Origin of the sequence: Micromonospora maritima (assembly GCF_902825405.1) — a bacterium.
GTDB lineage: Bacteria > Actinomycetota > Actinomycetes > Mycobacteriales > Micromonosporaceae > Micromonospora > Micromonospora maritima.
In genome coordinates this window covers 1-13,820 of sequence record NZ_CADEAU010000109.1, presented here as the reverse complement: position 1 = coordinate 13,820, position 13,820 = coordinate 1, and the positions used below count along the sequence as shown (strand labels likewise).

At 74.5% G+C, this 13,820-nt stretch carries 12 protein-coding genes; 8 read left to right on the top strand and 4 right to left on the bottom strand.

The features are described from left to right. The 3 genes from HUW36_RS13120 to HUW36_RS13110 all read left to right on the top strand — a co-directional run. The coding region (locus HUW36_RS13120) for a prephenate dehydrogenase dimerization domain-containing protein (protein ID WP_174528414.1) at positions 1 to 453 on the top strand (453 nt) is incomplete at its 5' end. A gap of 5 nt (positions 454 to 458) precedes the next feature. Continuing rightward, positions 459 to 1,100 carry an SIMPL domain-containing protein gene (locus HUW36_RS13115; protein ID WP_174528413.1) on the top strand — a complete coding sequence of 214 codons (642 nt, stop codon included), beginning with the start codon at positions 459 to 461 and terminating at the stop codon, positions 1,098 to 1,100. Then, entirely contained in the window at positions 1,100 to 1,747 is a 648-nt protein-coding gene (locus HUW36_RS13110) for a nucleoside/nucleotide kinase family protein (protein ID WP_174528412.1), read from the top strand. The genes HUW36_RS13115 and HUW36_RS13110 overlap by 1 nt, the downstream gene beginning before the upstream one ends. Here HUW36_RS13110 and HUW36_RS13105 read toward each other — a convergent pair. Then, complete coding sequence (locus HUW36_RS13105; protein ID WP_174528411.1) at positions 1,724 to 4,309, bottom strand: hypothetical protein; 2,586 nt, start codon at positions 4,307 to 4,309, stop codon at positions 1,724 to 1,726. The genes HUW36_RS13110 and HUW36_RS13105 overlap by 24 nt on opposite strands. Before the next feature lie 86 nt (positions 4,310 to 4,395). After that, positions 4,396 to 4,962, bottom strand: coding sequence for a sugar O-acetyltransferase (locus HUW36_RS13100; RefSeq protein ID WP_174528410.1), 567 nt, complete (start codon positions 4,960 to 4,962; stop codon positions 4,396 to 4,398). Between the two features lie 142 nt (positions 4,963 to 5,104). Here HUW36_RS13100 and HUW36_RS13095 point away from each other — a divergent pair, with 142 nt between their 5' ends. Continuing rightward, positions 5,105 to 8,443, top strand: a complete 3,339-nt coding sequence (locus HUW36_RS13095; RefSeq protein ID WP_174528409.1) for a S8 family serine peptidase — start codon at positions 5,105 to 5,107, stop codon at positions 8,441 to 8,443. A gap of 52 nt (positions 8,444 to 8,495) precedes the next feature. Here the strand turns inward: HUW36_RS13095 and dapD are convergent, their stop codons facing one another. Further along, on the bottom strand, positions 8,496 to 9,455 hold the full coding sequence (dapD, locus tag HUW36_RS13090; RefSeq protein WP_174528408.1) for a 2,3,4,5-tetrahydropyridine-2,6-dicarboxylate N-succinyltransferase: 960 nt from the start codon (positions 9,453 to 9,455) through the stop codon (positions 8,496 to 8,498). Positions 9,456 to 9,558: 103 nt separating this feature from the next. Between dapD and dapE the strand changes: the two genes are divergently transcribed. Continuing rightward, positions 9,559 to 10,632, top strand: coding sequence for a succinyl-diaminopimelate desuccinylase (gene dapE / locus HUW36_RS13085; RefSeq protein WP_174528407.1), 1,074 nt, complete (start codon positions 9,559 to 9,561; stop codon positions 10,630 to 10,632). Between the two features lie 46 nt (positions 10,633 to 10,678). Here the strand turns inward: dapE and HUW36_RS13080 are convergent, their stop codons facing one another. Next, on the bottom strand, positions 10,679 to 10,840 hold the full coding sequence (locus HUW36_RS13080) for a hypothetical protein (protein ID WP_174528406.1): 162 nt from the start codon (positions 10,838 to 10,840) through the stop codon (positions 10,679 to 10,681). A 156-nt stretch (positions 10,841 to 10,996) separates the two neighbouring features. Between HUW36_RS13080 and HUW36_RS13075 the strand changes: the two genes are divergently transcribed. From HUW36_RS13075 to HUW36_RS13065, 3 genes are all read left to right on the top strand, one after another. Continuing rightward, positions 10,997 to 11,863 carry an LOG family protein gene (locus tag HUW36_RS13075; protein WP_174528405.1) on the top strand — a complete coding sequence of 289 codons (867 nt, stop codon included), beginning with the start codon at positions 10,997 to 10,999 and terminating at the stop codon, positions 11,861 to 11,863. Between the two features lies 1 nt (position 11,864). Continuing rightward, the gene (locus HUW36_RS13070) at positions 11,865 to 12,410 is read left to right on the top strand and encodes an LOG family protein (protein WP_174528404.1); all 546 of its coding nucleotides are present in this window, start codon (positions 11,865 to 11,867) and stop codon (positions 12,408 to 12,410) included. 219 nt (positions 12,411 to 12,629) lie between these two features. After that, a partial coding sequence (locus HUW36_RS13065; RefSeq protein WP_174528415.1) for a UvrD-helicase domain-containing protein occupies positions 12,630 to 13,820 on the top strand: 1,191 nt, incomplete at its 3' end.

Here is a 13,820-nt window from a genome sequence, read left to right as displayed (position 1 = left end):
GTGCTGGCCGGGGCGCTGGCCGGCACGGTGCAGCGCTCGGCGCTGCGGGACGCGGTGCTGGCGCTGGCCGCCGGCAGTTTCGCCGACGGCACCCGGGTCGCCGGTGGCCCGCCCGAGCGGACCGCGAACATGCTGCTCGCCAACCGGGACCGGGTGCTGACCGAACTGGCCGCCGTCGGCGCGTTCCTGGACGAGGTGGCCGTGGCGTTGCGGGCCGGCGACGCCGACGCGCTCACCGGCCGGCTGGCCGAGGCGCGGGAGGCCCGGGCCACGCTGCGCGCGCGGGAGCTCACCGCGCACCGGCGGGAGTTCCCGGCCGGCGCGGACCACGCCGGCGAGCTGGCCTACCTGCGTGAGCTGGGCGCGGCGGGCGGTCACCTGACCGGGTGCCGGGTGACGGCCGGCGCGGTCGCCTACACGGGGCACCTGCCGGCCACCCCGCCGTTAGGCTGAGCGGCATGGCGGACGCACCGGTCGTGGCGGTACGCGGCGAGGCGTACCGGGAGGTGGCTCCCGAGCTGGCCCGGTTCACGGTGACCGCGGTCGTGCGCGACCGCGACCGGGAGACCACGCTGACCCGCCTCGCCGAACGGGCCGCCGCGGTGCGTGCGCTGCTCGACGCGGCCGGTCCGACCGTGGAACGACGGGAGACCGGTCAGGTCCGGGTCTGGCCGGTGACGAAGCGCTCCGGTGAGCGGGTGGTGGCCCACCAGGGCAGCGTGAGCACCACCGTCACGGTCACCGACTTCACCGCGCTGGGCGAGCTGATGCTGCGCCTGGCCGACCAGGAGCAGGTCGAGGTGGCCGGCCCGGTGTGGTCCCTGCGGCCGGACAGCCCGGCCTACCGGGAGGCGCGGCATGCCGCGATCGCCGACGCGCTGGTCCGCGCCCGGGAGTACGCGGAGGCGCTCGGCGCCCGGGTGACCGCCCTGCGGGAGCTTGCCGACACCGGTCTGACCGCCGCGCCACCGATGCTGGCGAAGGCCGCGTTCGCCCGGTCCGGCGACGCCGCACCGGAGGTGGAGCTGGACCCGGCCCCCCAGCCGGTGCAGGCGGCGGTCGAGGCGCGGTTCACCATCAGCGAGCCGGTGCTCGACTGATGCCGCCGGCCCAGGTGCTCCCGCTCCGCGAGCTGGTCGCCCGTGCCCGGGCGCTCGCCGAGGACGGCCCCCGGCAGCTGCTCGGCATCGCCGGCGCGCCCGGGGCGGGCAAGTCCACGCTGGCGGAGTGGATCGTGGCCGAGGTCGGCCCGACCGCCCGACTGGTGCCGATGGACGGATTCCACCTGGCCGGGTCGGCGCTGGCCCGGCTCGGCCGCACGAGCCGCAAGGGCGCGCCGGACACCTTCGACGTCAACGGGTTCGTCACCATGCTGCGCCGGCTGCGGCGGCTGGAGCCGACGTCGGTGTGGGCGCCGGAGTTCCGCCGTGACCTGGAGGAACCGGTCGCCGGGGCGATCGAGGTGCCGCCCGAGGTGCGCCTGGTGGTCACCGAGGGCAACTACCTGCTGATGCGGGACGACCCGTGGGAGGAGGTGCGCTCGCTGCTGCACCAGGCGTGGTTCCTCGACCTGGACGCCGAGCTGCGGTTGCGCCGGCTCACCGCCCGGCACGAGGCGTACGGGAAGTCGCCGGAACAGGCACGTGCCTGGGCGCTCGGCAGCGACGAGGAGAACGCCCGGCTGGTGGCCGGCACCGCGGCGCAGGCCGACCTGGTGGTCCGGCTAGCCGCTCCGTTGCCGGGGTGACGGCACGGTCCGGCGCAGCAGCCGGACCACCGCGGCCCGTTCCCGGGCGAACTCCACCGCCTCCGGGTAGCCGCTGTGGCTGCGTATCGGCGGGTCGGCCACCTCGCCGCCGGAGGGGTGCAGCGCCTCCGGGTCGACCACCGGCACGTCCCGCTGCCCGGCGTTGACCGGCCAGCCGAGCGGGTCGGTGTTCCGCCAGAAGTTCGTCCAGGCGACGTGCCCGCCGGGCCAGGTGAGCGCCCGGGCCAGGGTGCGCAGGCGCTCGGGCCCGAAGTAGGCCGGGAAGACCCGGCCGTAGAGCCGGGTGAGCTGGCAGCCGTAGGAGAAGAACCAGGTCCGTCGTCGCCACCGGCGGGGCAGTTGGAGCAGCACCGCGGCGCAGATGACGGTGCCCTGGCTGTGCCCGGAGAGGATCACGCCGTCCATCCGGTCGGGATGGTGTGGTGGCAGCGCCAGCAGCCCGGCCACCCGGGTCTGGAGTTCCGGCACGGCGCGCTCGGCGTAGCTGGGCGGGGCGAGCGGGTGCGCCGCCCGGGGCCAGAACGTGCAGACGTCCCAGATCACGCCCACCGACCGGCGGACCGAGTCGGTGCGGTAGATCAGCAGCCCGAGCGCGCTCGTCATCACCGGCAGCCAGCCGAGCAACGCGTCGCCCCGCTCGGCGGCCCAGTGGACGGCGGCCTGCCAACCGGCCGGGGAGAGCGGGCTGGGTCGGTGGCCGGAGAGTGCCGCGGCGCAGCAGAGGGTGACAAGCGCCGCGGAGACGGTGGCGTAGCAGCCGACCAGCCGGACGGCGTGCTCGCCGACGAGCCGGTGCAGTGCCCGGTAGGTGCTGACGTCACGGCACCGGCGCAGGTCGTGGGCGGAGAGGCCGCCGGCGGCGGTCAGCCGGGTGTACTCGGCGCGGCGCAGGCGGTGCAGCAGGACCGCGACCCGCACCAGCAGCGCGAGCAGCGCGAGCAGGCCGATCACGCAGGCCAGCCCGGCCCAGAACACGGCGAGTGGGGGCACCACCCGGCTCGGCCCGCTCGGCTCGGCTCGTCCGTCGAGCCGGTCGCTGACCCAGTAGAGCAACCCGGCGCAGTACGCCACGGCCATCATCCAGCCGAAGCCCGCGATGACCGCCGGCGCGCATCCGCGCCACGCGAGATCGGTGTACGCCCCGAGCGGCTGTGCGGGCACGGCGGGCCGGAGGCGGGGCAGCAGCAGGCCGGCGACGGCCAGCGCGACCACCGGGCCGACGAGCATCCAGGTGTTCACTCCGGTTGGCGCGGGGGGAAGACCCGGCAGGCCGCGCTCGATCCAGGTCGTTCCGAGCGGCAGTAGTACCGCGCCGAGCACCGGTCCGAGCAACGCCCGCCGGCCGGAGCGGTTCGCCGCGGCGATGGCCACCAGCAACAGCACCTGGTAGGTGACGAGCCAGGCGACAGCGGTGTCGTAGCCGGGCAACGACCGGTCGGTGCGGCATCCGGTCAGGTGGGGTTGCGCGACGCAGCCGATCGGCGGCCGGTAGGTCGACAGCGGATGACCGGCCGGACCGTCCGGGAGCAGCAGCAGGGCGAACGTGCCGACCAGACTCAGCAGGGTGAGCCCGGCCACCACCGCGCTCCACGGGCCGAGCGGGGTCGCGCCCTGGCGCCGGCTGAGCCAGGGGCGACCCACCGCGACCACGGCGATCGCCACCACGGCGGCGAACAGCGTCACCGTCGACCAGGCGATCGCGGCCCGCGTGCCGCGAGGCGGATCCATGATCATGGCGGCGGCCACCGGCACGGCGGCGGCCACCACCGCCCCGGTGCAGAGGTGCAGCACCGCGGCCCGGCGCAGCTGACCCTCCCCGTTCCAGAACGTCGGGTCCTGCAAGGGGTTCTCCGGGAGTTCCGGCGGGTCCGGTCGCTCGGCCGGCCGGCCGTCCTCCGGCACGCCGGGATGGGCGCGGGGCTCCGCCGGCATCTGCGCCTCGTACTGGTAGGTGCGCCAGGCGACCAGGCCGATCGCGCCGACCACGAGCAGCGGGAGCAGCAGGCCGAGGGCGAGCGCCCGGGTGCCCTGACGCCACCAGGAGTTGCCGAGGAACTCCCACGGCCCGGGAAGCTGGCCGAGGCAGTCCCGTCCGACGCACTGCCAGCCGATGAGGTCGACGCCGACCCCGGTCACCGCGATCACCAGGGTGCAGGTCAGGCTCAGGCAGAACAGCCGGATGAGCCAGGCGGTGATGCCGGACCGGCTGGCCCAGCGCTCCTGGTCCGGGTCCGGCGGGATGCCGGCGCGGGCGTGCAGGGCGACGTTGGCCAGCGCGAAGGGCAGCAGGAGCGTCCACAGGGCACGCTCGACGTCGCGCCGGGTCCGTGCGCCGGAGGTCAGCCGCCCCCAGCTGTACGCCTCGACCGTGACCGGGTCGTCCCGCTGGGCCGCGCTCGACCGGTAGAAGCCTGTCACCGGCCCGCCGGCGACCTGTGCCGGTTGCGGACCGTCACCGCCTGGCGTGCCGTGGAGGCCGAGCAGCTGATCGGGCGGGGTGTTGGACACCCCGTGCACCCGCAGCTCCAGCACCCGTTCCATCGCGCCTCCCCGGAGTGAACCCCTCACTACCCAGGGTGCATGCTCGGTCCGGAATCCGCATCCGCAGAAGCGCTTGTTTTTGCAGGTCAGACCGGCTCGCCGAGGGTCCTGATCGGACGGGCAGGGTTACCGACCGCCACCACATTCGCCGGGAGGTCCCGGGTGACCACCGCCCCGGCGCCCACCACCGTGTTCTCGCCGATGGTCACCCCGGCCAGCACGATCACCCCGCCGCCGAGCCAGACGTTGTCACCGATGGTGATGGGCTTGGCGGCTTCCCACTTGGCCCGCCGGGCCTCCGGCTCCACCGCGTGGGTGGCGGTGAGCAGCTGCACGTTCGGTCCGATCTGGACGTCGGCACCGATGGTGATCCGGGCGACGTCGAGGAAGACCGCGTTGAAGTTGACGAAGCTGCGCGGTCCGATGTGGGTCTGGAAGCCGTAGTCGCAGTGGAACGGCGGGCGCACCCAGGTGTCCTCGCCCAGCGTGCCGAGCAGGTCGCGCAGGGCGGCGAGGCGTCCCTCCGGGTCCTCGGCGGAGCTGCGGTTGAAGCGTTCGGACAGGCGTGCGGCGCGGTCCAGGTCGGCGATGATCGCCGGGTCGTCGGCGATGTACGGCTCGCCGGCGAGCATCCGGTCCCTCATGGCGGTCATCGGTGGATCATGCCCGCTCGGCGAGCTGCTGCGGTACCGGTTCGGTCGGATTGCCGACTTCTCGTTGCATACCCGGTATGCAATTCTGATAACCCGCGTCGATGTGTCTCTCATCGATGAAACGTCTGACGGAGGAGGAAGGTTGCTCCGGAACCGCAGAAAACTGGCCGCGCTCGGCCTCGCCCTGGGGCTGACGATCGGCCTGCCCGTACCCGCACCGGCCGCCCCGCCGGCGGCCCCGACCGGCGCGCCCGCCCCGACCCGGGCGCCCGACCGCCCGGTCACCGTCACCCTGATCACCGGCGACCAGGTCACCGTCGCCGCCGGCGGCCGCGCGGCGGTGCGCCCCGGCGCCGGCCGTACCGGTCTCCAGTTCCTGGTCGGACGCGACCGCGACCGCCTCACCGTGCTGCCCCAGGACGCGCTGCCGCTGGTCCGGTCCGGTCGGCTCGACAAGCGCCTGTTCGACGTCACCGGCCTGATCGAGGCCGGCTACGACGACGCCCGCCGCGACACCGTGCCGCTGCTGGTGTCGTACCGGCCGGGGGTGGCCCGACGGGCGACGACGCCGCTCGCCGGCACCCGGGTGACCCGGGACCTGCCGGCGATCGGCGGCGCGGCGGTCGTCGCGACCAAGCGCGACGCCCGCGCGCTCTGGGACGCGGTCGGCGCCGGCCGGTCCGGTGCCCGGCTCGACGCGGCGGGGGGTGTCGACCGGATCTGGCTGGACGGCCGACGGCGGGTGACGCTCGACCACAGCGTGCCGCAGATCGGCGCGCCGGCCGCCTGGGCCGCCGGATGGACCGGCGAGGGCGTCAAGGTCGCCGTGCTCGACACCGGCGTCGACCTCACCCACCCGGACCTGGCCGGCAAGGTCGCCGAGGCGCGCAACTTCAGCGAGGAGGCCAACCCCGACGACATCGTCGGTCACGGCACCCACGTCGCCTCGACCATCGCCGGCAGCGGGGCCGCCTCCGGCGGGAGGTACCGGGGTGTGGCCCCGGACGCCACGCTGCTCTCCGGCAAGGTCTGCGAGGTCTTCGGCTGCACCGAGTCGGCGATCCTGGCCGGCATGCAGTGGGCCGCGGCCGAGCAGCACGCCACCGTGGTCAACATGAGCCTGAGCGGCCCCGACAGCCCGGAGGTCGACCCGCTGGAGCAGGCCGTCGAGACGCTCACCGCGCAGACCGGCACGCTCTTCGTCACCGCCGCCGGCAACGACGGCGTCGACGGCTCGGTCGGCTCGCCGGCCAGCGCCGACGCCGCGCTGGCGGTCGGCGCGGTGGACCGCGACGACGAACTTGCCGACTTCTCCAGCCGCGGCCCCCGGGTCGGCGACGGGGCGATCAAGCCGGACATCACCGCGCCCGGCGTGGAGATCGTCGCCGCCCGGGCCGCCAACGGGCAGATCGGCGACCCGGTGGGGGACCGGTACGTCTCCCTCTCCGGCACCTCGATGGCGACCCCGCACGTGGCCGGCGCGGTGGCCCTGATCGCCCAGCAGCACCCCGGCTGGACGGCGGGCCGGTACAAGGCGACGCTGATGGCCTCGGCGCGGCCGCACCCCGACCAGACCGCGTACCAGCAGGGCGCCGGCCGGGTCGACGTGGCCCACGCGATCACCGAGCGGGTGACCAGCGAACCGGCCTCGGTCTCGTTCGGCGTCGCGGCCTGGCCGCACACCGACGACCAGCCGATCAGCCGGACGGTCACCTACCGCAACGACGGGCCGGCGGCGCTGACCCTCGACCTGGCCACCACGTTCACCGGTCCCGCGGGCCGGTCCGCGCCGGCCGGGATGATCACCCTCAGCGCCTCCCGGCTCACCGTCCCGGCGGGCGGCACCGGGCAGGTCACCGTCGTCGTGGACACCCGCCTCGGCGGCGCCGACGGCTACTGGACCGGCCGGCTGACCGCCCGGTCCGGCGACACCGTCGCGGTGACGCCGCTCGCGGTGGACCGCGAGGTGGAGAGCTACGACCTGACCCTCACGCACCGCAACCGCGGTGGCGCCCTGACCGGCGACTACTACACCAGCCTGCTCGGTCTCGACGACGGCAGCTACCGGGACGTGTACGACGCCGACGGCGAGGCCGAGGTCCGGGTGCCCAAGGGCCGCTACGGGGTGCAGAGCCTGCTCTTCACCGACGGCGACCAGGGCTGGTCGGAGGTCTCCGTGCTGGCGCAGCCGGAACTGGTGGTGCGCGGCGACCAGCGGGTCGTCCTCGACGCCCGGCGGGCGAAACCGGTCCGCACCACCGTGCCGCAACGCGGCGCGGCCCCGCTGCTGATCGACTTCACCGCCGCGTGGGGGTTCGGCGACTACTACGCCAGCTTCGGGCTCTGGACCGACCGCTTCGACGGCCTCTACTCGGCGCAGCTCGGCCGGTCGGTGTCCGACAAGGTCTTCGTCGGCTCGCTGACCAGCCAGTGGCTCGAACCGACCGCGCCGGAACGCAGCCCGTACTTCTACGGGTTGAGCGACCTGTTCCCCGGACGGTTCCCGACCGGGTTCACCCGGCACTACCGGGCGGCCGACCTGGCCCACGTCACCAGCCGGTTCGCCGACGGGTACGCGGGTCTGGAGAACGAACGGATCGTCTACCCGGAGCCCGACTACAACATGGGCGGCTCGGCGATCGTCGTGCCCGTCCAGGTGCCGGGCAAGCGGGTCGAGCACCTCAGCACCGTCCGCACGCGCTGGAACTTCGAGCTGGACCTCGGCCGGCGGGACGCGGACGGCTGGCTCGAGACGCAGGCGGTGCTGGAGTCCGGGCCGACGCGTTACCGGGCCGGCCGCGACCACCGGGAGGACTGGAACGAGGCGCCCTACGGCCCGTCCTTCCCGCAGCCGCGCTGGCCCGAGCAGGGCATCACCCGCACCGGTGACACCATCATGGTCTCGCTGCCGGTGCACAGCGACGCGGCCGGGCACGGCGGCGGATCGCTGAACGACACCGAGCGGACCGCGCTCTACCGCAACGGCAAGCTGGTCGGCGAGTCGCCCTACCCCGGGTACGGCGACTTCGAGGTGCCGCCCGGCGCGGCGAACTACCGGGTGGAGACCAGCGCGACGCGGTCCTTCACGGACCTGAGCACCGAGGTGTCGGCGAGCTGGACGTTCCGCTCGAAGCGGGTGCCGGGCGAGGTGCCGGCGCGGCTGCCGGCCATGGCGGTCCGGTTCACCCCGCCGCTCGCGGTCGACGGCACCGCGCCGGCCGGCCGGACGTTCACCGTCCCGGTGGCGGTGCAGCGCCAACCGGGCGCGCCGTCGGGCCGGGTCGCGGCGCTCACCGTCGACGTCTCCTACGACGGTGGGAAGACCTGGCAGAAGACGGCCCTGAAGAAGCGGGGCGGCGGCTGGACGGCCACCGTCCGGCACCCGGCCGGGCCGGGCTACGTGTCGCTGCGGGCCTCGGCCCGCGACGACGCCGGCAACACGGTGACCCAGCGGATCATCCAGGCGTACCGCCTGCGGTGAGCCGGACCGTCCGGGTCCGCGGTGATCGCGCCGCGGACCCGGACTCCGATCCTCAGTCGTTGGCGTGCAGCGCGGCGTTCAGTTCGATGCCCCGGCCGGTACGCGGCTTCGCCTCCAGCGCGCCGGTCACCGAGTTGCGCCAGAACAGCAGCCCGTCCACGCCGGACAGCTCGCGGGCCTTGACCACCCGCCCGTCCGGCAGCGTGACCTTGGAACCGGCGGTCACGTAACAGCCCGCCTCCACCACGCAGTCGTCACCGAGCGAGATGCCGATGCCCGCGTTCGCGCCGACCAGGCTGCGCTCGCCGATGCGCACCTTGTCGGTGCCACCGCCGGAGAGCGTGCCCATGATCGAGGCGCCCGCGCCGACGTCGGAGCCGTCACCGACCACCACGCCCTGCACGATCCGGCCCTCGACCATCGAGGTGCCGAGCGTGCCCGCGTTGAAGTTGCAGAAGCCCTCGTGCATGACGGTGGTGCCGGAGGACAGGTACGCGCCCAGCCGGACCCGGTCCGCGTCGGCGATCCGCACCCCGGCGGGCACCACGTAGTCGGTCATCCGGGGGAACTTGTCCACCCCGTACACGGCCAGGTGGCGGCCGGCGGCCCGCTCGATGACGCGCAGCTCGTCCACCCGCTCCGGCGGGCACGGCCCGGCCGAGGTCCAGGCCACGTTCGCCAGCTTGCCGAAGATGCCGTCGAGGTTCAGCTCGTTGGGCCGCACCAGGCGGTGGGAGAGCAGGTGCAACCGCAGGTACGCGTCGGCGGCGTCCTTGATCGGGTCGTCCAGTGAGCCGATCACCGTGGTCACCTCGACCGTGCGCAGCCCGGGGAGCGCCCGCTCGCCGATCGCGCCCGGAGGCAGGTCGAGCACGTCGGCCTGGTCCTCCCCGGGCACCAGCGGAAGCTCGCCGAGACCCAGCTTGCCGGTCGGGTACCAGGTGTCGAGCACCTGGTCGTCGGCGGTCACGGTGGCCAGGCCGATGCCCCACGCGGATGGTGCGGACGTCACGATGTCACCCTCTCGTCTCGGCGGCGGCGTGCGCCGCTGCTCGCGGCCGCGGGCGCGGAACGTGCGCCTCGCGCCCACCGAAGATGACGGTACCGTGCGAGACATGCAGAACCCGTTGACCCCCGAGGTCCTGGCCGATCCGGTGGCGCTCACCCGTGCCCTGGTCGACATCGAGTCGGTCTCCCTCAACGAGAAGGCGATCGCCGACTGCGTCGAGGAGGTGCTGCGGGGCGTACCGCACCTGACCACCTACCGGCACTCGAACACCGTGATGGCCCGCACCGACCTGGGCCGGGCCCAGCGCGTGGTGCTCGCCGGCCACCTGGACACCGTCCCGCTCAACGGCAACTTCCCGTCGAGCATGCGCGGAGACCTGATGTACGGCTGCGGCACCTCCGACATGAAGTCCGGGGTGGCGTTCGCGCTGCACCTGGCGGTGACGCTGCCCGACCCGCGCTACGACGTCACCTACTTCTTCTACGAGGCCGAGGAGATCGAGTCGCGCTACAACGGCCTCACCCTGGTCGGGCAGACCCACCCCGAGTGGTTGCAGGCCGACTTCGCGGTGCTGCTGGAGCCCACGTACGGCATCGTCGAGGCGGGCTGCCAGGGCACGATGCGGGCGATCGTCACCACGCACGGCGAGCGGGCCCACGCGGCGCGGTCCTGGCACGGGGTGAACGCCATCCACGGCGCCGGAGAGGTGCTGCGCCGGCTCACCGCGTACGAGGGGCGTCGGGTGACCATCGAGGGCTGCGACTACCGCGAGGGCCTCAACGCGGTGCGGATCACCGGCGGCGTGGCCGGCAACGTCATCCCCGACCACTGCGAGATCGAGATCAACTACCGGTACGCGCCGGACCGTGACCCGGCGGCGGCCGAGGCGCACCTGCGCGAGGTCTTCGTCGGCTTCGACCTGGCGGTCACCGACGCGGCGGCCGGCGCGGCGCCCGGGCTGGAGAGCCCGGCGGCGCAGGAGTTCCTGGCGGCGGTCGGCGCCGCCCCGATCGGCAAGCTGGGCTGGACGGACGTCGCCCGCTTCGCGGCCATGGGCATCCCGGCGCTGAACTTCGGCCCCGGCGACCCGAACCTGGCCCACCACAAGGACGAGCACGTCGAGCTGACCAAGATCCGGGACGGCGCGGCCACCCTGCACCGCTGGCTCGCCCCGGCCTGACATACCGGTCCGGGGGCGCACGCGTCGGCGTGGGCCCCCGGGACCGTCAGACGGTCGTGGTCAGCGGCACGTCCGCCTCGCCGGACTCGCCGGCGAGATCGGAGCGGTGGGCCTCCATCATCCGGGTGCGGCGGCGCTCGGCCACCACGTCCCGGATCCGCCGCTGCATCTGCCGGCGGATCCTGATCATCTCGCTGTTGCTGATCAACGCTGGCTCCTCCCCCGAAGGCGCGTCGCCCGGGCATACCGGGTATGTGAATAGTAAGACGTACGGGCGACCGAATTAGTTGCCCTTGATCGCAAAGAATTTCTCCGGCTCGCCGGCCTGCATGCCCTGTCCCCGGTGCTCCACTACGGTGACCCCATGAGTGAGAGCAGCGGGCGGCCGACCGAGCGGGGGGCGCGAGGGGAGCGGCACCGGGGAGCGGTCACGCTGCGCAACCGGGCGATCCCGACCAGCACCGCGGATCAGCGGCTGCTCGACTCCCGGGGGCGCAGCGACTGGAAGACCAAGGACGCCTGGCGCGCGCTGCGGATCCTGTCCGAGTTCGTCGAGGGGTTCGACACCCTCGCCGACCTGCCGCCCGCGGTCAGCGTCTTCGGGTCGGCGCGCAGCAAGCCGGACAGCCCGGAGTGCCGGATGGCCGAGGAACTGGGCGGCGCGCTGGCCCGGGCCGGCTACGCGGTGATCACCGGAGGCGGTCCGGGCGTGATGGAGGCCGCCAACCGGGGCGCCGGCGAGGCGGGCGGGCTCTCCGTCGGACTCGGCATCGAGCTGCCGTTCGAGCAGGGCCTCAACGACTGGGTCGACCTGGCCATCGACTTCCGCTACTTCTTCGCCCGCAAGACCATGTTCGTCAAGTACGCCCAGGCGTTCGTGGTGCTGCCCGGTGGCTTCGGCACCATGGACGAGCTCTTCGAGGCGCTGACCCTGGTGCAGACCGGCAAGGTGACCCGCTTCCCGGTCGTGCTGATGGGAGTCGACTACTGGCGCGGCCTGCTCGACTGGTTGCGCGACAGCATGGCCGCCGAGGGCAAGATCGGACCGAACGACCTCGACCTGATCTGCGTCACCGACGACGTCAACGAGGCGGTCCGGCACATCGTCGAGGCCGAGGCGGTGCTCTCGGCCGAGCAGGAGGCGGTCCGTGAGGAGGCGGTCGCCCGGGTCGCCGCCGACCAGCGGGCCGCCGCCGACGCCGCCCCCGAGGGGCCGGCGGGGAAGCCCTGACATGGCAAACGTCTGCGTGTTCTGCGCGTCCTCCCGTACCCTCGACGACCGCTGGCTGGCGCTGGCCACCGAGACCGGCGCGGAGCTGGCCCGGCGGGGCCACACGCTGGTCAGCGGCGGTGGCTGCGTCGGCATGATGGGCGCCGTGGCCGACGGCGCGCGCGCCGCCGGCGGTCGCACGGTCGGCGTCATCCCGCAGTCCCTGGTCGACCTGGAGGTCGCCGACCTGGCCGCCGACGAGCTGCTGGTCACCGACGGGATGGCCAGCCGCAAGACGCTGATGGTCGACAAGTCGGACGCGTTCGTCACGCTGCCCGGTGGCCTCGGCACGCTCGACGAGCTGTTCGAGGTCTGGACCACCGCCACCCTCGCCCTGCACGCCAAGCCGATGGTGCTGGTCGACGCCGACGGGTTCTACCGGCCGCTGCTCGACTGGCTCGCCTCACTTGCCGACCGCCACTTCCTCAAGCCGGCCGGCATGGACCTGCTGATGGTCGCCGACAGCGTCCCCGCCGCCCTGGACCTGATCGACGCCCGCCTCGCCTGACCGCCCCCGCCCCACCGCACGCCGTCCTGGACCCGTGCCTCGCCCTCACCCGGGCGACCGGGGCACACCGAGCCGGACGCTCGACCGGATCACCACCGCGTCGGACGGGTGCGGCTGTGACGCCATGGGCGCGTCCGGCGAACCGCCCCCGGGTGAGCTGCGGCGCGCGGGGCGGCGTCGGTTTCCGGGTGTCGTACCGGCGTGGTGGGATGTCCGGTGATGCAGGCGTACCGGTTGGTGCGCCGGCCCGGCGACGCGGGGGCGGGGGTCACCCACGACGCCGGGGCGGGGCAGGGGGAGAGCCGGTCCGACGGGCCGGCCGCGACGGAGCCGCGATCCGGGGGGTCGACGGGCGATGCCGCGCACCCCGGGGCCGGGACGACCGGGGCCGAGACCGGGACCGGGGCGGGTTCGGTCGGAGGCGGTCGCCGGCGGGTGGATCCGGTGCAGGCGGAGGTCGTCGCGCACACCGACGGGCCGATGCTGGTCGTGGGCGGTCCCGGCACCGGGAAGACCGCCACCCTGGTCGAGGCGGTGGCCGCGCGGGTGGCCGAGGGCGTCGACCCGGAGCGCGTCCTGGTGCTCACCTTCGGCCGGCGCGCCGCCACCGAGCTGCGCCGGCGGATCGAGGCGCGGGTCGCCGGCGACGGCCACCGCGTGCTCCGCGAGCCGCTGGTCCGCACCTTTCCGGCCTACGCCTTCGGGCTGCTCCGCCGGGCCGCCGCCGAGCGCGGCGAACCCTCACCCCGGCTGCTCACCGGCCCGGAGCAGGATCTGATCATCCGGGAGCTGCTCGACGTGGTCGGCGAGGAGCCGGAGGACGACCCGGTCGGCTGGCCGGAGGACCTGCGCCCCGCGCTGCGTACCCGGGCGTTCGCCCAGCAGCTGCGCGACCTGCTGATGCGGGCCGCCGAGCGCGGCGTCGGCCCGGTCGAGCTGGCCCGGCTGGGTGAGAGGCTGGGCCGCGCCGACTGGCCGGCCGCCGCGCGCTTCCTCCGGGAGTACGTCGCCGTCCTCGCGCTGCGCGACGTGAGCAACCGGGGCTCGGTCGCGTACGACCCGGCGGAGCTGGTGCGGGCGGCGACCGGGATGCTGCTCGACGACCCGGAGCTGCTCGCCGCCGAGCGCCGCCGGCTGGCCCACGTCTACGTGGACGAGCTGGCCGACACCGACCCGGCCCAGCTCGACCTGCTGGCCGTGGTGGCCGGCGGCGGCGCGTCCCTGGTCGCCTTCGCCGACCCCGACTCGTCCACGTACGCCTTCCGGGGCGCGGACCCGGCCGGGGTCACCACGTTCCCGCACCGCTTCCGGACCGCCTCCGGCGCGCCGGCGGCCCAGGTCACGCTGACCACCTCCTACCGGGCCGGGCCGGAGCTGCTGGCGGCCACCGCCCGGGTGGCGCGTCGGCTG